General features: G+C 69.9%; 20 protein-coding genes. 11 read left to right on the top strand and 9 right to left on the bottom strand.

Annotated elements, in window-relative coordinates; all coding sequences use genetic code 11:
- Positions 1-128 precede the first annotated feature (128 nt).
- The 3 genes from DMP23_RS22005 to DMP23_RS22015 all read left to right on the top strand — a co-directional run bounded on the left by DMP23_RS22005 (position 129) and on the right by DMP23_RS22015 (position 3,138).
- Positions 129-1,775 carry a PucR family transcriptional regulator gene (locus tag DMP23_RS22005; RefSeq protein ID WP_337822373.1) on the top strand — a complete coding sequence of 549 codons (1,647 nt, stop codon included), beginning with the start codon at positions 129-131 and terminating at the stop codon, positions 1,773-1,775.
- A gap of 28 nt (positions 1,776-1,803) precedes the next feature.
- On the top strand, positions 1,804-2,175 hold the full coding sequence (locus DMP23_RS22010; protein ID WP_337822374.1) for an SSI family serine proteinase inhibitor: 372 nt from the start codon (positions 1,804-1,806) through the stop codon (positions 2,173-2,175).
- A 102-nt stretch (positions 2,176-2,277) separates the two neighbouring features.
- The gene (locus DMP23_RS22015; protein WP_337824432.1) at positions 2,278-3,138 is read left to right on the top strand and encodes a hypothetical protein; all 861 of its coding nucleotides are present in this window, start codon (positions 2,278-2,280) and stop codon (positions 3,136-3,138) included.
- A 4-nt stretch (positions 3,139-3,142) separates the two neighbouring features.
- Here the strand turns inward: DMP23_RS22015 and DMP23_RS22020 are convergent, their stop codons facing one another.
- The 3 genes from DMP23_RS22020 to DMP23_RS22030 form a co-directional block, all read right to left on the bottom strand.
- Positions 3,143-4,630: a DUF4153 domain-containing protein gene (locus DMP23_RS22020; RefSeq protein WP_337822375.1), complete on the bottom strand. Its 1,488-nt coding sequence runs from the start codon at positions 4,628-4,630 to the stop codon at positions 3,143-3,145.
- 158 nt (positions 4,631-4,788) lie between these two features.
- Complete coding sequence (locus DMP23_RS22025; protein WP_134733018.1) at positions 4,789-5,841, bottom strand: HAMP domain-containing sensor histidine kinase; 1,053 nt, start codon at positions 5,839-5,841, stop codon at positions 4,789-4,791.
- Positions 5,838-6,509 (bottom strand): response regulator, encoded by a 672-nt coding sequence (locus DMP23_RS22030; RefSeq protein ID WP_043837387.1) that lies wholly within the window; start codon positions 6,507-6,509, stop codon positions 5,838-5,840. The genes DMP23_RS22025 and DMP23_RS22030 overlap by 4 nt, the downstream gene beginning before the upstream one ends.
- A 241-nt stretch (positions 6,510-6,750) precedes the next feature.
- Here DMP23_RS22030 and DMP23_RS22035 point away from each other — a divergent pair, with 241 nt between their 5' ends.
- From DMP23_RS22035 to DMP23_RS22050, 4 genes are read left to right on the top strand one after another with little or no spacing between them, the layout of a single operon-like run.
- Positions 6,751-8,256 carry an NCS1 family nucleobase:cation symporter-1 gene (locus DMP23_RS22035; protein WP_337822376.1) on the top strand — a complete coding sequence of 502 codons (1,506 nt, stop codon included), beginning with the start codon at positions 6,751-6,753 and terminating at the stop codon, positions 8,254-8,256.
- Positions 8,249-9,091, top strand: a complete 843-nt coding sequence (locus tag DMP23_RS22040; RefSeq protein ID WP_037813646.1) for a nitrilase-related carbon-nitrogen hydrolase — start codon at positions 8,249-8,251, stop codon at positions 9,089-9,091. The genes DMP23_RS22035 and DMP23_RS22040 overlap by 8 nt, the downstream gene beginning before the upstream one ends.
- Positions 9,091-10,473, top strand: coding sequence for a dihydropyrimidinase (gene hydA / locus DMP23_RS22045; protein WP_337822377.1), 1,383 nt, complete (start codon positions 9,091-9,093; stop codon positions 10,471-10,473). The genes DMP23_RS22040 and hydA overlap by 1 nt, the downstream gene beginning before the upstream one ends.
- A 10-nt stretch (positions 10,474-10,483) precedes the next feature.
- Positions 10,484-11,482, top strand: coding sequence for a TIGR03842 family LLM class F420-dependent oxidoreductase (locus DMP23_RS22050; RefSeq protein WP_337822378.1), 999 nt, complete (start codon positions 10,484-10,486; stop codon positions 11,480-11,482).
- On the opposite strand, the gene DMP23_RS22055 is transcribed toward DMP23_RS22050, so the two are convergent.
- From DMP23_RS22055 to DMP23_RS22070, 4 genes are read right to left on the bottom strand one after another with little or no spacing between them, the layout of a single operon-like run.
- Complete coding sequence (locus tag DMP23_RS22055; RefSeq protein WP_337822379.1) at positions 11,483-12,715, bottom strand: serine hydrolase domain-containing protein; 1,233 nt, start codon at positions 12,713-12,715, stop codon at positions 11,483-11,485.
- 10 nt (positions 12,716-12,725) lie between these two features.
- Positions 12,726-13,544: a siderophore-interacting protein gene (locus tag DMP23_RS22060; protein WP_043837376.1), complete on the bottom strand. Its 819-nt coding sequence runs from the start codon at positions 13,542-13,544 to the stop codon at positions 12,726-12,728.
- Between the two features lie 57 nt (positions 13,545-13,601).
- A complete protein-coding gene (locus DMP23_RS22065; protein WP_337822380.1) occupies positions 13,602-13,961 on the bottom strand; it encodes a hypothetical protein in 360 nt (119 codons plus the stop codon).
- The gene (locus tag DMP23_RS22070; RefSeq protein ID WP_337822381.1) at positions 13,949-14,356 is read right to left on the bottom strand and encodes an SgcJ/EcaC family oxidoreductase; all 408 of its coding nucleotides are present in this window, start codon (positions 14,354-14,356) and stop codon (positions 13,949-13,951) included. The genes DMP23_RS22065 and DMP23_RS22070 overlap by 13 nt, the downstream gene beginning before the upstream one ends.
- Before the next feature lie 96 nt (positions 14,357-14,452).
- Here DMP23_RS22070 and DMP23_RS22075 point away from each other — a divergent pair, with 96 nt between their 5' ends.
- Positions 14,453-15,160, top strand: a complete 708-nt coding sequence (locus tag DMP23_RS22075) for a TetR/AcrR family transcriptional regulator (RefSeq protein WP_107051056.1) — start codon at positions 14,453-14,455, stop codon at positions 15,158-15,160.
- Here DMP23_RS22075 and DMP23_RS22080 read toward each other — a convergent pair.
- Together DMP23_RS22080 and hemW are read right to left on the bottom strand one after the other, a co-directional pair.
- Entirely contained in the window at positions 15,150-16,070 is a 921-nt protein-coding gene (locus DMP23_RS22080) for an NADP-dependent oxidoreductase (RefSeq protein ID WP_337822382.1), read from the bottom strand. The two genes, DMP23_RS22075 and DMP23_RS22080, sit on opposite strands and share 11 nt — an antisense overlap.
- A gap of 70 nt (positions 16,071-16,140) precedes the next feature.
- Positions 16,141-17,349, bottom strand: a complete 1,209-nt coding sequence (gene hemW, locus DMP23_RS22085; protein ID WP_337822383.1) for a radical SAM family heme chaperone HemW — start codon at positions 17,347-17,349, stop codon at positions 16,141-16,143.
- Between the two features lie 268 nt (positions 17,350-17,617).
- Here hemW and DMP23_RS48080 point away from each other — a divergent pair, with 268 nt between their 5' ends.
- The 3 genes from DMP23_RS48080 to DMP23_RS22095 all read left to right on the top strand — a co-directional run bounded on the left by DMP23_RS48080 (position 17,618) and on the right by DMP23_RS22095 (position 20,203).
- Positions 17,618-17,704, top strand: coding sequence for a putative leader peptide (locus DMP23_RS48080; RefSeq protein WP_350540000.1), 87 nt, complete (start codon positions 17,618-17,620; stop codon positions 17,702-17,704).
- Positions 17,705-17,810: 106 nt separating this feature from the next.
- Positions 17,811-19,511, top strand: a complete 1,701-nt coding sequence (locus DMP23_RS22090; RefSeq protein WP_134663018.1) for a nitrite/sulfite reductase — start codon at positions 17,811-17,813, stop codon at positions 19,509-19,511.
- Positions 19,508-20,203 (top strand): phosphoadenylyl-sulfate reductase, encoded by a 696-nt coding sequence (locus DMP23_RS22095; protein ID WP_037813669.1) that lies wholly within the window; start codon positions 19,508-19,510, stop codon positions 20,201-20,203. The genes DMP23_RS22090 and DMP23_RS22095 overlap by 4 nt, the downstream gene beginning before the upstream one ends.
- Positions 20,204-20,211: the final 8 nt, after the last annotated feature.

Raw genomic sequence — 20,211 nt, forward strand, 5'->3', positions numbered from 1 at the left:
CGTCCGCTCCTTCCGGTCGGGTGCCCCCGAGTCTCCGGGCGAGACGGGCGGGTCCGCCATCGACAACGTGTACGGACTACCCCTCTCCGCCGTACAGTCTGTGCCCTGCCGGCCAGCAAGGGGGACCGATGTACCCGACCGTCGCCGAGGCGCTCGCGTTGCCGGTGCTGCGCCAAGGGTGTCCGCGCGTGGTCGCGGGCAGCACCGGGCTCGAACGGCGGGTGCGCTGGGCGCACGCGGCCGAGGTCGCCGACATCGCGCATCTGCTGCGCGGCGGAGAACTCGTGCTCACCACGGGGGTCGCGCTCCCGGACGACGACGCGACGCTGACCCGGTACGTCGCCGATCTCGCCGAGGTGGGCGTCGCGGGCCTGGTGGTCGAGCTGGTGCGGCACTGGAACGACCGGCTGCCGCGCGCCCTGGTCACGGCGGCTGAGCAGCGCGGATTGCCGCTCGTGACGCTGTCCCGCGAGACGCGCTACGTCGCGGTGACCGAGGCAGTGAACGGGATGATCGTGGACGCGCAGCTCGCTGAGCTGCGGGCGGCGGAGCGGGTGCACGAGACGTTCACGTCATTGACCGTCGCGGGAGCTGAGCCCGCCGCGGTGCTGGCCGAGGTGGCGCGATTGACCGAGCAGCCGGTCGTGCTGGAGACGCTGGAACACGAAGTCCTCGCCTACGACACGGCGGGCACGGATCCGGGCGAATTGCTGATCGGCTGGCCTGCGCGGTCGCGAGTGGTGCAGGTCGGCGAGCGCACCGGGTACCACTCGGCGGCGGGCTGGCTGGTCACCGTGGTCGGCGCGCGCGGCCACGACTGGGGTCGGCTGGTGCTCGTGTGCGCCGAGCCGCCACCGCATCGGTACCAGGTGGTCGCCGAACGAGCCGCGTCCGCGCTCGCGGTGCACCGTCTGGTCGCGCGCGACTCCGACACCCTCGAACGGCAAGCGCACCGCGCGGTGTTGACCGAGCTGCTCAATTCGCCAGCGCCGACCGCGGAGATCCTCGCGCGCTCTTCTGCGCTCGCCGTGCCGCTGACTGGACGACAGCTGGTCGGCCTGGCGGTACGGCCACGCATCACTGCGACTACGCGCCCGACGCTGTCTACGCCGCCACTGTTGCGCGAGCTGGCCGAAGCGACCGCGCTCGCGACGCGCCGGGCGAAGGTGTCCGCGCTGGTTTCGACGGACGAGACTGCCGTACGCGCGCTTCTCGCGCTCTCACCGGAAGCCAACGCGGACGCCGTCCTTCAGCGCCTAGCCACCGACATCCACGACGCGCGCGCTTCCGCGCCGGCCGCGCTCGGCGTAGGCACGACTGTCACCGGACCCGCTGAGGCGCAACGCACTTTGGTCGAAGCCGCGCACGTCGCTGCCGCCGCGCTCGACGAAGATGACGGACAACCGTTGCACCGTCTCAAGGACGTTCGACTACGCGGCCTCCTGCACCTTCTCGCCGACGACGAGCGCGTACACGCCTTCGCCGCGCGAGAGCTGGGTCCGCTCCTCGAACGCGACGCTGCGTCTGGCAGTCGCCTCGTCCCAGCGCTGCGGCACTACTGCGCGCATGGCGGCAACAAGTCCGCCGCGGCCGTCGCTGCCCACACCTCGCGGACGGCGTACTACCAGCAACTCGCCCGCATCGAACAGGTGCTGGGAGTGCGACTGGAAGATCCGGAGTCGATGTTGTCGCTGTACGTGGCATTGCTCGCGCACGACCTCGGTGCCACCACCCGTCCGAGCGAGGAAAACCCACCCGGACGAGGAGCACAGTGATCGGGTTCGCGGTGCCGATATCCCTCGTATGGTGTTCTCTTCCTTCGCTCCGGTCGCAGCGGCCTTGATCGGGTTCGGCGGCCTGGCCGCACCGCACGTCCCGGAGTCCGTTCTGCAGCTGACCGTGCACGAGACCTCCGGGCGCGTCACGAGCGCGTCCCTCACCTGCGACCCCACCGGCGGCACGCACCGCCACCGCGACACCGCCTGCGCGACCCTCACCGCGGTCGACGGCGATTTCGCCCGCATCACGCCGCACCGGCAGAAGTGCACGATGATCTACTCCCCCGTGGACGTCACCGCGCTGGGCAGCTGGCACGGCACCCGGGTCACGTACCGGGCGACGTACCCGAACAAGTGCGCGGCGGACAGCCAGTCGAACGGGGTCTTCGCGCTGTAGGTCCTGGCGGCCGCGATCGGTTCCGGCGGCCCCGGAATCGGTTGCCGCAGCGGGAAATTCGGTGGGACGCCGACACTGTCCTCCGTAGGCTGCGTCGTCGTGATGACCCCGACGACCCTGCGCGAGCTGTACTTCGCGGTGCACGAATACTCCGGCTCGGCGTTGTTCTCCGACGTGCTGTCCCCGTGGCTCGGCGAGCATGCCGCCGCGCGCGAGATGCTGGCTCCGCTGGCGGTCTGCGGAGAATGGCAGCGGACGGAATACGTCTGGGGCGATCTGCTCGAGCAAGCGTATGCGCTCCACCGGATCAGCGATCTCCTGTTGCTGGGCTTCCAGTCCGGCCTCCCGGACGGAGCCGCAACGCCGTGGGCGCACCGATTGCACCTGCCCGACCACGAAGTGCGCGTCACCGCGGACGAGTACGTCGGCTTTTTCTCCGCGCTGGGCATGCGACGGATGGAAGTCGCCCGGTTCGATCCGTTCTTCCACGAGATCGCGGCCGTCGACCAGAGCGATGATCCGGACGAGCCCATCGAGCTCACCGGCGAACAGTGGCCGTGCCTCATGCTCGGCGAACTGCTGTTCGGCCGGGCCGGGGTCGTCGTGCGGGCCGGGGAACGGCACGCGACAGCGGGGATCGCGGACCGGTCGGCGCTGGAGGATTCGTTCCTCCGCCGCCATCGGCCGACCAGCGACGGATCGCTCGGCTGGGGGCACAATTCGCAGTGGAAGACCGATTTCCGCCGCGACTACCTGACCGCGGACGCCTACCGGTTCAACGTCGACGCGAACGCGGACATCGACGGGGAAAGCCCGTTCGGAGACGCGGACCTGACCCCGGCGGAGCGCCGCGACCTGGTGCGCCATCGCTGCGCGGTGCGCCGCTCCGAGCACCTGCCGGATGCCGAAAACCCCGACGAGAACCCCCTGGTCGGCTGGCGGCTGACGGTGCCACGGAGCTGACCCGTCATTCGCACGGGGCCTGGGCCCGGAGGATCTCCCGGGCCCGGGAACGGCTCAGGTTCCAGGCGGGCCAAGAATCATCGGGCAGCGCACGGGCGATCGGGCGCAGCAGGCACGCCGCGTCGGGACGGCGTTCCGCCACGACCGGGGCCACGTCGGCGGAGAACTGGCGCAGGTAGCGGAGGTCGAGCGGCTTGCCCTGCGCCGCCCGGTCCAGGTTGGCGGTCGTGATCGCCGATTCCGGGTTCGCCGCGGCCAATCCCAGCAGCGCCAGCGCAGCGGTCGCGATCGCCGCGCGGGGCAGCCAGTTCGCGCGAAGTGTGCCCAGCGTCGCCCCGATCAGGACGAACACCACGCCCAGCCAGATCTCGCACACCTCCACCAGCAGCCGCAGCACGGTGAATCCGTAGGCCTGCTGGTAGGTCCACATGCGACTCAATGCGGACAGCACCACGACCAGGCTCAGCACGGTCAGCGCGCCGAGCAGTGCCCGCAACACCGTCCGGTCGGCGCGGGTGGCTTTCGGGGCCCAGCGCAGGGCCGCGGCGACGATGCCGAGGGTCAGCACGGTGCAGGCGCAGAGTTGCCAGAAACCGCCGCGTGCGTAGTCCGCCGAGCTGAGGCCGTCGGTGCGGAGGACGTAGTCCGTGCCGCCGAAAAGGGCGGTCGCTTGCACGCCGACGTACGCGGTGAACAGGACCGACAAGGTGCCCAGCGAGGACGTCCAGGACAGCCGGTCGCCGACCGTGGTCGTCCGGTTTTCCCTAGTGGGCAAGGGATCCGCGGAGATCAGGAAGACCGCTGCCATCGCCGCGAAACCCACTCCGAACACCAGCGCGGCTTGGACGGCCGAGCCGGGACGCACCTCCGGGACGAGGCCGCCGACGAACTCCGCGAAGCGAGGGTCCGAGGTGATCAGCAACGGCAGGAACACCACCAGGACCAGCCCGGACAGCAGAACCGCGCCGAGGGCCCGCCCCGGTCGCCGACCGGACCGGGGGCTCCGGCGCAGCAGCCACGGCACCGCGCGGAACGCTTCGAGCGGGACGGCCAGCACGTCGTACGTCGTGCCGTGCACAGTCCGCTTCCCGACGACGGCAAGCGACGCCGCGACTGCCGCCGCGAGTCCGCACAAGACGAACAACCATTCGGCCGCGCGCAGGGCTCCCACCGCGAGCAGCGCGATCGCCAGCAGTGCCCAACCCGCCTGCCCCCAACGCCTCGCTTTTCCTTCTCCTGCCCCGGACAGCCGCGCGCACGCTAAGAGCACCACGGCCGCGACCAGCAACGCCAGCACCCAGCCGATGCCGGGCCGGTCCACCGGCACGACGACCGCCGCCACGACCGCGACCGCCAGCGCGGCCACCTTCGCCCCAACGGGCACCGCGGCTTCGGCCCGCTCGAACAACGGTCTCGGCCCCGGCTGCCGGACGACTCGCACCAGCCACGGCGGAACGGCATGCGCGGGGTGATTCTGGACCTGCTCGGACATGGAACCTCTCTTCGCGATAGCAAATCACAGTGTGTGCGGCGAGCGCGGATTCTCACCTGTCGATACGCGCGCCTCGGCGGTACGTGAGGGGAACCCTGCGGGAATCAGATTCCGTGCGGGGAACCCTCACTCACCTCAGCGGGAGCGCGGCCAGCAGCTCAAGCGGGCAGGGTCACCCGGATCCGGCATCCGGGCCCGCCGCCAGCAGCAAGACCTCCGCTAGGCACCGGATCGACCACCGCGACGGTCCCCCCGTGCAGTTCGACCACCCACCGCGCGATCGCCAAGCCCAGCCCGGTCCCGCCGCCGCCAGCGCGTTCTCCCCGGGTGAACCGTTCGAACACCCGTTCCCGGTCGGCTTCCGGAATCCCCGGCCCCTGGTCGTGCACCTCGATCCGCGCCTCCCCGGGCTCGACCCGCGCCAGCACCGCCACCTCTCCCCCGGCCGGGCCGTGCCGGGCGGCGTTCTCCAGCAGGTTCAGCACCACCTGGTAGATCCGTTCCCGGTCGGCGGGCACCGTCGCGCCGGACGGGGTCACCGAGATCGCGAACCGGACTCCCCGGCCTGCCGCCGCGGCCATGGCTTCCGCTTCCGCGGCGACCTCGGCGAGCAGGTCTTCGAGATCGACCTGCGAACGGTCCAGCGGCAGCGTTCCGGCGTCGATCTGCGACAGGTCCAGCAGTTCGGTGACCAGCCGCCCCAGGCGTTCGGTCTGGTGCAACGCCGTGCGGAGCGTCGCGGGATCCGGCGAAGCGACGCCGTCCACGAGGTTCTCCAGCACGGCGTTCAGCGCGGTGATCGGCGTCCGGAGTTCGTGCGACACGTTCGCGACCAGTTCGCGGCGCTGCCGGTCCGCGGTGGACAGGTCGGCGGCCATCTGGTTGAACGCCGCGGCCAGCGAGCCGACCTCGTCGCGGGCGGTGGCGCGGATCCGGCGGGTGTAATCGCCCTTCGCCATCGCCCGCGCGGCCGCCGTCATCTCGCGCAGCGGCCTGGTCATGCCGTGCGCCAGGATCTGCGACGTCAGCAGCGCGATCACCACCGCGGTCACCGTCGTCCGCGGCGGCAGCCAGCCGATCTGGTAGCGGAAGAACGCGAACGCGATCCCGCCGGACGCGACCATCAGGATCGCCAGTTTCAGCTTGATCGACCGGATCCGGTCCAGCGGTCTCGGCAGGAAATCGACGGCCTTCGCGACGAACGGCTTCACGCGGGAACCTCCAGCGCGTACCCGACCCCGTGCACCGTCCGGATCAGGTCGGCCCCGAGCTTCCTCCGCAGCGCCTTGATGTGGCTGTCCACCGCCCGGGTGCCGGCTCCGGTCGCGTGCACGTCCCAGTCCCACACCTCGCTCAGCAGCCGTTCCCTCGGCTGCACCGCGCGCGGACGGCGCGCGAAATGCACCAGGAGGTCGAATTCGATCGGCGTCAGCTGGGCGGGTTCGCCCCCTCGGCGAACCCGCCGTTCCGCGATGTCGATCTCCAGATCCCCCAGCACGATCCGTTCCTCCGCCGCCGCCGAGGACCGCTCCACCCGCCGCAGCAGCGCCTGGATCCGCGCGGACAGCACGCGCATCGAGAACGGCTTCGTGAGGTAGTCGTCCGCGCCGACGCCGAGCCCCACCAGCAGGTCGGTCTCGTCGGCGCGCGCGGTGAGCATGAGCACCGGCACCGGACGGCGCGCCTGGATCCGGCGGCACACCTCGAGACCGTCGAAACCGGGCAGCATCACGTCGAGAACCACCAGGTCGGGACTAGTCGCCGCCTCGGCGTCGACCGCCGCGGGGCCGTCGTGCGCGACCGTCACGGAGAACCCTTCCGCGCTCAGCCGGGCATCGATCGACGCGGCGATGGTGAGGTCGTCCTCGACGACCAGCACCCGTCTTCCCCCGTTGTCCATGCCGCCGACTTTAAGCAATCCCCGTGGAGGCCATCCGGGTGAGATGTGGAGATCCGGTGGAGATGTTTCCGCCGTTTTGCCCGGACGTCACGAGCGGGTTGTGACGTACGTCATGCATCCCGGCGCGGTTCGGCGCAATCGACAGACTGCGCCAAGGGCGGCCGAACAGTGAACAGTCTGTCTCTGCCCCCGGCCCCCGCCCGGCGCGCAGGATTCCGCAATGGAGCCGACGACACGTGAGCACAGCCGGGTGGACCTCGGCGACGTGCGGGCGCTGCGAGGCAGCCGGTTCTTCAACGACGAACTGGCTCCGGTCCCGGTCGAGAAGCGGACCTGGACGACCTACAACTATTTCGCGCTCTGGATGGGGATGGCTCATAACATCCCTTCTTATGCGCTGGCCGCGTCGCTCATCGCGCTCGGCATGAACTGGCTGCAGGCGCTGATCACGATCACCATCGGCAACCTGATCGTGCTCGCGCCGATGCTGCTCAACAGCCACGCCGGCACCAAATACGGCATCCCGTTCCCGGTGTTCGCCCGCGCGTTCTACGGCCTGCGCGGCGCGAACCTCGCCGCGCTGCTGCGCGCGTTCATCGCCTGCGGCTGGTTCGGCATCCAGACCTGGGTGGGCGGCGAGGCGATCTACGTGATCGTCGGGCGGCTCGCCGGGTCCGGCTGGCGCGATTCGGCGGTGATCGCCGGGCAGCACTGGACGATGTGGCTGTCGTTCGCGGTGTTCTGGCTGCTGCAGATGCTGATCATCTGGCGCGGCATGGAGGCGGTCCGCAAGTTCGAGAACTGGACCGCGCCGCTGGTGTCGGTCGGGTTCCTGATCCTGCTCGGCTACGTGCTGGTGAAGGCGGGCGGGCTCGGCCCGATCCTGCACGACAACGGGAAGCTCGGCTGGGGGCCGGGATTCTGGAAGGTGTTCGCGCCGTCGCTGATGGCGATGATCGCGTTCTGGTCGACGCTGTCGCTGAACATGCCGGACTTCACCCGCTTCGGCGGCAGCCAGCGCAAGCAGATGCGCGGCCAGATCCTCGGGCTGCCGACGACGATGACGTTCATCGCGATCGTCGCCATCCTCACCACGTCCGGCGGGCACGTGCTCTACGGGCAGGACATCTGGGACCCGGCGCAGCTGGCGGACAAGTTCTCCAGCCCGGTCGTGGTGGTCGTCGCGCTGGTCGCGCTGGTGCTGGCGACGATCTCGGCCAACCTGGCGGCGAACGTCGTCAGCCCGTCCTACGATTTCTCCAACGCCTTCCCGAAGCGGATCACCTTCGCGCTCGGCGGCCTGATCACCGGCGTGATCGGCGTCCTGATCCAGCCGTGGCGGCTCTACTCCGACCCGGACATCTACATTTTCGCCTGGCTCGGCTTCTACGGCGGCCTGCTCGGCGCGGTCGCCGGGGTGCTCGTCGCCGGATACTGGGTCGTGAAACGGACCCGGCTGAAGCTGGCCGACCTGTACCTGCCGAGCGGGCAGTACTGGTTCACCGCGGGCTGGCACTGGCGCGCGCTCGTCGCGACGCTGATCGGCGCGGTGCTCGCGGTCGGCGGGGCCTACGGCGGTCCGTTCCCGGCGGACGGGCTCATTCCGTTCCTGAAACCTTTGTACGACTACAACTGGGCAATGGGATTTGTCGGCGCCTTCGTCGCCTACATCCTGTTCAGCCTTCCTTTGAACGCGCACCGGAACGAGGAGGAAACCAGTGTCTGACACGGTCCGAGCCGGCTTGATCCAGCAGCGGTGGACAGGCGACAAGGAGTCGATGATCGCGAACGCGGTCGACGCCATCGGCAAGGCGGCTTCGCAAGGCGCACAGGTGGTGTGCTTGCAGGAACTGTTCTACGGCCCGTATTTCTGCCAGGTGCAGGACGCGGATTTCTATTCCTACACCGAAGCGATCCCGGACGGCCCCACCACGAAGCTCATGCAGGAGGTCGCCGAGCGGCACGGCGTGGTGCTCGTGGTGCCGATGTACGAACAGGAACAGCCGGGCGTCTACTACAACACCGCGGCGGTGATCGACGCCGACGGGAAATACCTCGGAATGCACCGCAAGAACCACATTCCGCAGGTGAAGGGCTTCTGGGAGAAGTTCTACTTCAAGCCGGGCAACCTCGGCTACCCGGTCTTCGACACCGCGGTCGGCCGGATCGGCGTGTACATCTGCTACGAACGGCACTTCCCCGAAGGCTGGCGCGCGCTCGGGCTGGCCGGGGCGCAGATCGTGTTCAACCCGTCGGCGACGAGCCGCGGCCTGTCGGAGTACCTGTGGCGGCTGGAGCAGCCGGCGGCCGCGGTGGCGAACGAGTACTACGTGGGCACGATCAACCGGGTCGGCGTGGAACCGCTGGGCGACAACGACTTCTACGGCCAGTCGTACTTTGTGGACCCACGCGGCCAGCTCGTCGGCGAGGCGGCTTCGGACACCGAAGAGGAGATCGTGGTCCGCGACCTCGACATGGGCCGGCTCGCCGAGGTCCGCGATCTGTGGCAGTTCTACCGCGACCGCCGCCCGGACAGCTACGGCCCGCTCGCGGAGGCCTGATGACTACCCTCATCCAAGGCGGGCAAGTCGTTTCGCCGTCCGGCGCGGTGGCCGCCGACGTGCTGGTGGACGGCGAAACCATCGCGGCGGTCGGCGCGCCCGGCACGCTGACCGGCGACGAAACGATCGACGCGACCGGCAAGTACGTGCTGCCCGGCGGGATCGACGCGCACACGCACATGGAAATGCCGTTCGGCGGCACGCATTCGGTCGATTCCTTCGAGACCGGCACCATCGCCGCCGCGTGGGGCGGGACCACGACGATCATCGACTTCGCCGTGCAGGCCAAAGGCACGTCTCTGCTGTCCACGCTGGACAAATGGCATGTCAAAGCGGACGGCAACTGCGCGATCGACTACGGGTTCCACATGATCGTGTCGGACGTCAACGACTCCTCGCTCAAGGAAATGCGGGCGTGCGTCGACGGCGGGGTCGGCAGTTTCAAGATGTTCATGGCCTACCCCGGCGTTTTCTATTCCACCGACGGGGAAATCCTGCGCGCCATGCAGCAGGCGCGCGAAATCGGCGCGACGATCATGATGCACGCGGAAAACGGCATCGCGATCGACGAACTGGCCGCGCAGGCGGTCGCCGCCGGGCACACCGACCCGGTGCAGCACGGCCTGACCCGGCCGCCCGAACTGGAAGGCGAGGCGACCTCGCGAGCGATCCGGCTCGCCCAGGTGACCGGATCCCCGCTGTACATCGTGCATTTGTCGGCCGCGCAGGCGCTCGCCGCGGTCGCCGAGGTGCGGGACAACGGGCAGAACGTCTTCGCCGAGACCTGTCCGCAGTATCTGTATCTGTCCATTGAGGACCTGGCGAAACCCGATTTCGAGGGCGCCAAGTTCGTCGCTTCGCCGCCGCTGCGGGAGAAATCGCACCAGGCGGACCTGTGGCGCGGGCTGCGCACGAACGACCTGTCCGTGGTGTCCACCGACCATTGCCCGTTCTGCTTCAAGGACCAGAAAGAGCTGGGGCGCGGCGATTTCCGGGCGATCCCGAACGGGATGCCGGGCGTCGAACACCGGATGGACCTGCTGCACCAGGGTGTCGTCGCGGGCGAGATCTCGCTGGGCCGCTGGGTCGAGACGTGCTCGGCGACGCCCGCGCGGATGTTCGGGCTGTACCCGCGCAAGGGCGTGATCGCGGCGGGTTCGGACGCGGACATCGTGGTGTACGACCCTTCGGCGCCGCAGACGCTGTCCGCGGCGACCCATCACATGAACGTGGACTACTCGGCGTACGAAGGGTTTTCGCTCACCGGGAAGGTCCACACTGTCCTCTCGCGCGGTCGTGTCGTGGTCTCTCCGGACGGTTTCCACGGGAGCCCTGGGCACGGAAAGTTCTTGTCCCGCGAACTCAATCAGTATCTGAATTGAGGGTTTCCTGATGGATTTCGGGATCGTGCTGCAGACCGACCCGCCCGCGGCGGAGGTCGTGCGGATGATGAAGGCCGCCGAGGACGCCGGGTTCCGGTACGGCTGGACGTTCGACTCGTGCGTGCTGTGGCAGGAACCGTTCGTGATCTACTCGCGGATCCTCGAAGCGACGTCCGCGCTGGTCGTGGGCCCGATGGTGACCAGCCCGGCCACGCGGGACTGGTCGGTGATGGCGTCGACCTTCGCGACGCTCAACGACATGTTCGGCAACCGCACGGTGTGCGGCATCGGGCGCGGCGACTCGGCGCACCGGGTGGTCGGCCGTCCGCCGTCCACTTTGGCCACGGTGCGGGAATGCATGCGCGTGGTGAAGGATCTCGCCGAGGGCCGCGAAGTCACGATGAACGACACCGCGGTCCGGATCCCGTGGATTCGCGGCGGACGGCTGGAAATGTGGATGGCCGGGTACGGCCCGAAGGCGCTGCAAACCGTCGGCGAGCACGCGGACGGCTTCATCCTGCAATGCGCCGACCCGGCCATCGCCCGCTGGACGATCGGCGCGGTCCGGGACGCCGCCCGGGCGGCAGGGCGCGACCCCGGCGGGATCACGATCTGCGTCGCGGCCCCGGCGTACGTCGGCGAAGACCTGGCGCACCAACGGGAACAGCTCCGCTGGTTCGGCGGAATGGTCGGCAACCACGTCGCGGACCTGGTGGCCCGGTACGGCTCGTCCGGCCCGGTGCCGCACGAGCTGACCGACTACATCCGCGAGCGCGAAGGCTACGACTACTCCCACCACGGCCGCGCAGGAAACCCGTCGACCGCGTTCGTGCCGGACGAGATCGTCGACCGGTTCTGCCTGCTCGGCCCGGCCTCGGCGCACATCGCGCGGCTGGAGGAACTGGCGGAGCTGGGGGTGGACCAGTTCGCGCTGTACCTGATGCACGACGAGCGGGAGGAGACGATGGCCGCGTACGGGGCGCAGGTGATCCCTAAGCTGACCGCCTGATCAGTCCAGCATCGCCTGGTACACCAACTGCCGCAGCTGCTGCCGGATCGGATGGGTCGACGACGGCAGCAGCTGCGTGTAGAACGCGACCGTCAGGTCCTCGTCCGGATCCGCCCAGAACGCCGTCGACGCGGCCCCGCCCCACGCGTATTCGCCGGGCGTGGCAAGGGTTTTCGCCTTCACCGAGTCGATCAGGACCGAGAAGCCCAGCCCGAAGCCGTACCCGTCGAAAGGCATCTCCGCGAACAGCGGGCGGCCGTACGCCTCCAGGTCCACATGGCCCGGCAGGTGGTTGGCCGTCATCAGGTCCACCGTGCGCGGGCTCAGCACCCGCACGCCGTCGAGTTCGCCGCGGCGCAGCAGCATTTGCGTGAACCGGTGGTAGTCCGCCGCCGTCGAGACCAGGCCGCCGCCGCCCGAAAGGCATGCCGGACGCGACGTGCCCACCGCGCCGAAGGCGTCGTTGCGGACCAGCTTCTTCGTCCCCGGCGCGGGCAGGTACAACGCCGCCAGCCGGTCGGTGTCCGAAGTCCAGAACCCGGTGTCTTCCATGCCCAGCGGGCCGAAGATCCGTTCGGCGAACACCTCGTCGAGCGGCTTGCCCGCGAGCACCTCGACCAAGCGGCCGAGGACGTCGCTCGCCACCGAGTAGTTCCATTCCGCGCCCGGCTGGAACACGAGCGGGAACCGCGCCCATGCCTTGGTGCATTCCGCCAGGTCCAGCCCGGGCGGCGTGCCCCATTCGTACCCGCCTGCCCGGTAGACCGCGTCGACCGGGTGCGTGTGGTGGAAGCCGTAGGTGAGGCCCGCGGTGTGCGAAAGCAGGTGCCACAACCGGATCGGTTCGGTCGCCGGCTCGGTGACCGGAGCCAGCGCCGAACCCTTCGCGTACACCCGCGGCTCGGCGAATTCGGGCAGCCACCGGGAAATCGGGTCGGCGAGGTCGATCAGGCCCTCCTCGACGAACGTCATCGCCGCCACCGAGGTGACCGGCTTCGTCATCGAGAAGATCCGCCAGATCGTGTCGGTTTCGACCGGGGCGGCTGCCTCGACGTCGCGCGAGCCGTGCGACGCGACGTGCACGATCCGGCCGTGCCTGCTCACCACCGCGAGGAAGCCCGGCAGCAAGCCGTCGTCGACGTACCGGGCGAAATGCCGGTCGATCCGCTGCAGTCGTGCCCCGTCGAAACCCGCGTCGGCCGGATCGGCCTCCACCTTCACCTCGGTCGCCATGGCGGCGACCTTACGCCGGGCTGGCCGCTTTCCGCTCCGCCGCCTTTTCCTCGCGCCAGGCCTCGTCGTTCTTGCCCTCGCGCCAGTATCCGGACAGCGACACCGCGTCCCGCGCGACGCCGCGCTCGTCGAACAGGTACCGCCGCAACTCCCGCACGAACCCGGCCTCGCCGTGGACGAACGCGTGCACGTCCTCGTCCGGCCACGGCAGCGCCTTCACCGCGGCGACCAGATCGTCGGACGCCGAGCGGTGCAGCCACGTGACCTGCGCGTCGGCCTTGGTCGCGAGCGGCTGGTGCTCCGATTTGTCCGCCACGAGCAGGAACACGTGCGCCCGCGCCCCCGCCGGGAGCGCCTCCAGCGCGGCGGCGATGGCGGGCACCGCCGATTCGTCGCCCACCAGCAGATGCCAGCCGGCGTCGGCGCGCGGCGCGTACGCCCCGCCCGGACCGGCCAGCAGCAGCTCGTCGCCCGGCTGTGCGCGCTGCGCCCACGGCCCGGCGAGTCCCTCGTCGCCGTGCACGACGAAGTCGAGCACCAGTTCGCCCGCGGCCTCGTCGTACGAGCGGACGGTGTACGTGCGCAGCCGCGGAGCGTGCTCGCGCGGCAGTTCTTCGCGGATCCGGTTCAGGTCGAACGGCTCCGGATACTCCACCCCGGCCACCTTGAAGATCACCTTCACGTACGCGTCGGTGAACTCGTTCGGGCGGAAATCCTTGAGCCCCTCGCCGCCGGCCACGATCCGGATCATGTGCGGCGTGAGGTGCTCCTTGCGCAGCACCTCCAGCCGCACCGCGGTCCTCCCCTTGCGCGCCGGACCTTCGGCCATCGAACACCCCTGTTTCAGTAAGGTTTACCTAAGTCGCGGCTCCCACGGTACGCGCCTTCACCCGTTCCGCCCAGTGCCGCCGTCCCCGAGTTCGGCGAGCGTCGCCAGGAATCCGGCGCTGACCTGATCCCGGAACCCGAGGAAGAACCGGTTCGCCAGCAGCACCGCCCACCACTGCCCGGTCGCGGCGTTGCGGACGCGGTGCGTGACGCGGGCTCCGGCCGGGTCGTCGGCGACCTCGTACTCGCCGCGGTACCACCAGCCGCCTTGCGCGGCCAGGAACCGGCGATCGCGATCCGCTTCCAGCTTCATCGAGCGGTCCGCCGCGGTCAACCGCTTTTCCAGCCGCGCGAACACCTCCGCGGGCGCGGCCGAGACGACTCCGGAGACCTCGACGATCGTCCTCACGCTTCCCACGGCTTCGACACCCGCGTGTTCTGGAACGCGGTGATCCGCCACCCGTCGTCGCCCCGCACCAGGACGTAGGTCAGCGTGCTTTCACGGCCTTCCGCCGCCGGGTCGTCGTCTCCGGTCAGCGACGAACCGCCGCCGGTCACGATGACCGCGACGTCGTCCCGCAGGAAGCGCACCCGCGGTTCGCCGAAGCCGGTGAGCTTCGAGCCTTTCAGCGGCCCCTGGAACAGCTCCCGGTGCGAGTCCGCGATCGCCTGGCGGCCCTCGGACCGGAACCCGAAGAACGTCACGTAATCGGCGTCTTCGGTGAACAGGTTCCCGTAGGCGGTGGCGTCGCCGCTGTTCCACGCGTCGGCGAGGCGGGTGAGGACGGACAGGACTTCTTCGCGCTGCGACATGCTGACACTCCTTAACGAACGTCGTTCGCGTACGAGGTCCAGTTGTACTCACGAACACCGTTCGCGTCAAGCGCGGAGGTCGTCTAGGCTTCGGGAATGACCGCACCGCCCCCGCCGTGGCGCCGGACGCCGAGCCCGCGCCGGCGCGCCGCGAAGCAGATGCTGTCGCAGGAACTGATCGTGAAAACCGCGCTCGAAATCCTCGCCGCCGAGGGCATCGACGCCGTCTCGATGCGCCGGGTCGCGCAGCAGCTGGAGACCGGGCCCGCGTCGCTTTACGCGTACGTGGCCAACAAAGAGGAACTGGACGAGCTGATGCTCGACGCGGCGCTGAGCGAGGTGCCGTGCCCGGAACCGGATCCGCAGCGGTGGACCGAACAGGTCAAAGAGCAGGTGCGGCACCAGATCCGGGCGATGATGGCGTATCCGGGCATCGCGAAGGTCGCGTGGCAGACGCCGATCCCGGTGACCCCGAATTCGTTGCGGCAGGGCGAAATCATGCTTCAGCTGCTGCGCGCGGGCGGCCTGGATCTGCGGCAGGCGGTGTTCGCCGGCGACGCGTTGAGCACGTACACCAAGGCATTCGCCTACGAAGCGAGCGGCTGGACGTTCGGCGATTACGACCCGGAGAAAATGAGCGAACGCGAGCGGCAGATGGCCGACTACATGCGGTCGCTGCCCGCGAGCGCGTTCCCGAACCTGTTGCAGGCCGGGGAATTCTTCACCGCGGACACCAGCCAGGCCCGGCTCGAATTCGCCTTGGAGGCGTTCGTGGCCGGGCTGGCGGCGATGGTCAGAAAGTAAGCACGATCTTTCCGCGCGCGTGTCCCTGTTCCAGCTCGCGGTAGGCGGCTTGGACCTCCGCGAGCGGATACGTCGCGGCGATCGGGACCTCGAGCAATCCCTTGTCCGCCAAGGCGACGAGGTCGCGCATGACCTCGGCGCTCGCGCCGGCGATGTTGCCCTCGGTCTTCACCCGGTACTTCTCAGCGGCGTCGAAGTCGACCACCGTGTCGATCCGGCCGGGGTAGACGCCGAGACGCAAGGCCAGTTCGACGTAACCGTCGCCGTAGGTGTCGATGAACGCGTCCACCCGGTCGCCGGTCAGCTCGCGGAGCCGCTCTTCGAGCCCTTCGCCGTACGCGATCGGGACGATCTCGTGCTCGCGCAACCACTCGTGGTTCGCTTCGCCGGCAATGCCGACGACGGTCGCGCCGGTGAGCTTCGCCAGTTGCACGGCGAGCGAGCCGACCCCTCCGGCGGCTCCGGACACGACGATCGTCTCGCCCTCGCGCGGGCACACCGCGCCGACCGCGGCGTACGCGGTCGTTCCGGCCACGAACAAGCCGCCCGCGACCTCCCACGACAGCCCGTCCGGCTTCGGGACGAGATGCTCCGCCGGGACGAGCACGTACTCGGCGTGGCTGGAGCGGGTGTGCACGAAGCCGACGACCTCGTCCCCCACCTGGATTTCCTCGACGTCCGGGCCCAGTTCAGCCACCACTCCGGCCAGGTCGCTGCCCTGCCCGGACGGGAAAGTGGACGGCCAGCGCTCGGCCAGCGCACCCACCCGGATCTTCGTTTCCCCCGGATTGATCCCCGCGGCCCGGACCCGCACGAGCACCTGTCCGGATTCCGGCACCAGCCGGGGCACTTCGGCCAGCTGCAGCACTTCGATCCCGCCGTGTTCGCCGTATCTGACCGCCTGCGGCATACGCGTCTCCCTCGCTCGTATGGTTAGTCCAACAAACGATCGGACGAATTTATGCCCGGCGGGCGGAAATTCAGCCGGCGAGCCTCCGGACCACGGCATCCGCGAGCAGGCGGCCGCGATCCGTGAGCACCGCGCGGCCCCGACTGTCCAAATCGGACTGTTCGAGCAAGCCCTCCGCGGCGGCCGCCCGAGCCTCCTTCATTCCGGCTTCGTCGAGCGCGGACAGCGCCAGCCCGTCGGAGATCCGAAGCTCCAGCATGATCCGCTCCAGGTGCTGGTCCTCCGGGGTGAGCACCTCGCGGTCGGCTTCCGGGCTCTGTCCCTGCGCGAGGAGGCTGGAGTACTTGGCGGGATGCTTGACGTTCCACCACCGCACGCCGCCGACGTGGCTGTGCGCGCCCGGCCCGGCGCCCCACCAGTCGCCGCCCTGCCAGTAGCCGAGGTTGTGGCGGCACCGCGCCGCCTCGCCGGTCGCCCAGTTCGACACCTCGTACCAGGTCAGGCCCGCACCGGCGAGGACGGAGTCGATCATCTCGTAGTAGCTGGCCAGCGTGTCGTCGTCCGGTGCGGGCAGTTCGCCGCGCCGCACCCGGCGGGCCAGCGCCGTGCCGTCCTCCACGATGAGCGCGTACGCCGACACGTGGTCGACGCCCGCCGAAAGCACCGCGTCGAGCGACGCGCGCAGGTCTTCGACGCGCTCCCCCGGCGTGCCGTAAATAAGGTCGAGATTCACGTGCTCGAACCCGGCGGCCCGGGCCTCGCGCGCGGCGTCGACCGGACGGCCGGGCGTGTGCACGCGGTCGAGCACCTTCAGCACGTGCCGGGCGGCGGACTGCATGCCCAGCGAAACCCGGGTGTAACCCGCGTCACGGATGCCCGCGAAGAACTCGGGCGAAGTGGACTCCGGGTTCGATTCGGTCGTCACCTCCGCGCCCGGCGCGAGCCCGAACACCGACCGGACGCCGTCGAGCACCTCGGCCAGCCCGTCCGCGCCGAGCATGGACGGGGTCCCGCCGCCGACGAACACCGTTTCGGCCTGCGGTGCGTTGCCGAGGATTTCCGCACCGAGCTCCAGCTCGCGGCGCAGCGCGTCCAGCCACGACCGCGGCGAGGCGGCGGAGCCGAGTTCGCCCGCGGTGTAGGTGTTGAAGTCGCAGTAACCGCAGCGGGTCGCGCAGAACGGCACGTGGACGTACACGCCGAACGGACGGGTGCCGAGGCCCGCGAGCGCGGTCTCGGGCAGTCCGGCGGAAGGACGGTGGGTGTCGGCAACAGGCACGACGTCCATTCTCCCCCGCCGCGCCCGGGTCGCCGCGCGCCCCTGCGCCACCCGGCGGAAAGTTCGGCCGCCGAACGATGCAACGCCGGGCGCGCGCTCCGCCGCCAAGCCGCCGATACCGTCTCACCAAGAGTCCGAAAGACGGGAAAGACCTGGCAGATCGCCCGCCCCATGCACATCCGGGACGGTTTCGCACCGCTGGAGTGAGCCTTCTCCCACGATCCGGACGCCCTTGGACGACGTTCGGCCCGCGTGGCAATCTGAGCCGGTGAGTCCTGCCGGTGTCCTTCTCGTGGCGCGCCGCCACGTCGACCTTCTCCGGGTCGCGAGCGCGCTCTGCCGGCCTGTTCGCTGACTCCCGCGCCAAGCCTGCCCAGCCCACCACCTGGACCACCGGCCCGCTGCCGCCCGCGCCGACGCCGCGGCGGAGCCGCCTCGACAACCCCGCCCGGAGGATCTCCATGTCCGCACCCCCGCGTGAAACGCCCGCGAAGGGCCGCACGCCTCGGACGCGCCAGAAGCGCGGCGAGGGCCAGTGGGCGCTCGGCTACCGGGAGCCGCTGAACCCGAACGAGCAGTCGAAGAAGGACGACAACCCGCTCAACGTCCGCGCGCGGATCGAGAACATCTACGCGCACCGGGGCTTCGACGCGATCGACCCGGGCGACCTGCGCGGCCGGTTCCGCTGGTTCGGCCTCTACACCCAGCGCAAGCCCGGCATCGACGGCGGCCGCACCGCGCAGCTGGAGCCGGAGGAGCTGGAAGACAAGTACCTGATGATGCGCGTCCGCACCGACGGCGGCGCGCTCACCACCGAGCAGCTGCGGGTGCTCGGCGAGCTGTCGCAGAAGCACGCGCGCGACACCGCGGACATCACCGACCGGCAGAACATCCAGTACCACTGGATCGGGATCGAGGACGTGCCCGCGATCTGGTCGCGGCTCGAGTCGGTCGGCCTGACCACCACCGAGGCCTGCGGCGACAGCCCGCGCGGCATGCTCGGTTCGCCGGTCGCCGGGATCGCCGAGGACGAGGTGCTCGACGCCTCGCCCGCGCTCGAGGAGATCCGCCGCCGCTACATCGGCGACCCGCGGTTTTCGAATCTGCCGCGGAAGTTCAAGACCGCGATCTCCGGGCTGCCGGACATCGTGCACGAGATCAACGACATCTCCTTCGTCGGCGTCGACCACCCCGAGCACGGCCCCGGCCTCGACCTGTGGGTCGGCGGCGGGCTGTCCACGAACCCGATGCTCGCCCAGCGGCTCGGCGTGTGGGTCCCGCTGGACGAGGCGGCCGACGTCTGGGAAGGCGTCGTCTCCATCTTCCGCGACTACGGCTACCGGCGGCTCCGTTCGCGGGCGCGGCTGAAGTTCCTGGTCAAGGACTGGGGTCCGGAGAAATTCCGGGAAGTTCTCGAAACGCAGTACCTGAAGCGGAAGCTGATCGACGGACCGGCGGTGCAGAACCCGGCCGTCCCGGTCGACCACGTCGGCGTGCACAAGCAGAAGGACGGCAAGTTCTACCTCGGCGCCGCGCCGATCGCCGGCCGGGTGTCGGGCAGCACCCTGGTCGCGGTCGCCGACGCGGCCGAGCGCGCCGGGTCGCGCCGGGTGCGGCTGACCCCGCTGCAGAAGCTGGTCGTGCTCGACGTGCCGGAGGCGGAAGTCCCGGCGCTGCAAGCGGAACTGGCCGAACTGGGCCTGCAGACCAAGCCGTCGCCGTGGCGGCGCAGCGTGATGGCGTGCACCGGGCTGGAGTTCTGCAAGCTCGCGATCGTCGAGACGAAGGTGCGCGCGCAGCAGCTGGTCGCGGACCTGGAGAAGTCGCTCGCCGACATCAACGCGCAGCTCGAAACGCCGGTGACGGTGCACCTCAACGGCTGCCCCAACTCCTGCGCCCGCGTGCAGACCGCGGACATCGGGCTCAAGGGCCAGATCGTCACCGACGCCGACGGCAACCAGGTCGAGGGCTTCCAGGTGCACCTCGGCGGCGGGCTCGGCGCCGACGCCGGGTTCGGCCGGAAGCTGCGCGGCCACAAGGTCACCGCGGGCGAACTGGTCGAGTACGTGGAACGCGTGGTGCGCGCGTACGTCGCGGGCCGCGAACCGGGCGAACGCTTCCCGCAGTGGGTGCTGCGGGCGGACGAAGGGGTGCTGCAGTGACCGCGGTGGCGGACTACCGGGCGCTGGCCGAGCGCGCCGAAAAGGAACTGGCCGACGCGACCGCCGAGGAGGCGCTGCGCTGGACGGCCGACACCTTCGGCGACGACTTCATCGTGGCGTCGAACATGCAGGACGCGGTCCTGATCGACCTCGCCACGAAGGTCAAGCCCGCGGTGGACGTGCTGTTCCTGGAGACCGGCTACCACTTCGCCGAAACCCTCGGCGTGCGCGACGCGGTGCAGACGGTGTACCCGGACGTGCGGATCGTCAACGCGCAGGCCGAGCAGAGCGTCGCCGAACAGGACGCGGAGTACGGGCCGAAACTGCACGAACGCGACCCCGGGCAGTGCTGTTTCCTGCGCAAGGTCGTGCCGCTGCGGCAGACGCTCGGCAAGTACTCGGCGTGGGTCACCGGCGTGCGCCGGGTGGACGCGCCGACCCGCGCGAACACGCCGATCGTCACCTGGGACGAGCGCAACGGCCTGGTGAAGATCAACCCGATCGCGGCGTGGACCGACGACGAGTTCACCGGCTACCTGCACGAGAACGGCATCCTGGAGAACCCGCTGGTGTCGATCGGCTACCTGTCGATCGGCTGCGCGCCCTGCACGGCGAAGGTCGAGCCGGGGCAGGATCCGCGCAGCGGCCGGTGGGCCGGGCAGTCGAAGACCGAGTGCGGATTGCACGGCTGAGAGAGGAC

It is taken from the genome of Amycolatopsis sp. A1MSW2902, assembly GCF_017312175.1.
Lineage (GTDB): Bacteria > Actinomycetota > Actinomycetes > Mycobacteriales > Pseudonocardiaceae > Amycolatopsis > Amycolatopsis nivea.

Bases quoted from the DNA above. Each gene is read 5' to 3' on its own strand.
- DMP23_RS22005 (WP_337822373.1), top strand. From the start codon at position 129: ATGTACCCGACCGTCGCCGAGGCGCTCGCGTTGCCGGTGCTGCGCCAA.
- DMP23_RS22010 (WP_337822374.1), top strand. From the start codon at position 1,804: ATGGTGTTCTCTTCCTTCGCTCCGGTCGCAGCGGCCTTGATCGGGTTC.
- DMP23_RS22015 (WP_337824432.1), top strand. From the start codon at position 2,278: ATGACCCCGACGACCCTGCGCGAGCTGTACTTCGCGGTGCACGAATAC.
- DMP23_RS22020 (WP_337822375.1), bottom strand. From the start codon at position 4,630: ATGTCCGAGCAGGTCCAGAATCACCCCGCGCATGCCGTTCCGCCGTGG.
- DMP23_RS22035 (WP_337822376.1), top strand. From the start codon at position 6,751: ATGGAGCCGACGACACGTGAGCACAGCCGGGTGGACCTCGGCGACGTG.
- hydA (WP_337822377.1), top strand. From the start codon at position 9,091: ATGACTACCCTCATCCAAGGCGGGCAAGTCGTTTCGCCGTCCGGCGCG.
- DMP23_RS22050 (WP_337822378.1), top strand. From the start codon at position 10,484: ATGGATTTCGGGATCGTGCTGCAGACCGACCCGCCCGCGGCGGAGGTC.
- DMP23_RS22055 (WP_337822379.1), bottom strand. From the start codon at position 12,715: ATGGCGACCGAGGTGAAGGTGGAGGCCGATCCGGCCGACGCGGGTTTC.
- DMP23_RS22060 (WP_043837376.1), bottom strand. From the start codon at position 13,544: ATGGCCGAAGGTCCGGCGCGCAAGGGGAGGACCGCGGTGCGGCTGGAG.
- DMP23_RS22070 (WP_337822381.1), bottom strand. From the start codon at position 14,356: ATGTCGCAGCGCGAAGAAGTCCTGTCCGTCCTCACCCGCCTCGCCGAC.
- DMP23_RS22075 (WP_107051056.1), top strand. From the start codon at position 14,453: ATGACCGCACCGCCCCCGCCGTGGCGCCGGACGCCGAGCCCGCGCCGG.
- DMP23_RS22080 (WP_337822382.1), bottom strand. From the start codon at position 16,070: ATGCCGCAGGCGGTCAGATACGGCGAACACGGCGGGATCGAAGTGCTG.
- DMP23_RS22090 (WP_134663018.1), top strand. From the start codon at position 17,811: ATGTCCGCACCCCCGCGTGAAACGCCCGCGAAGGGCCGCACGCCTCGG.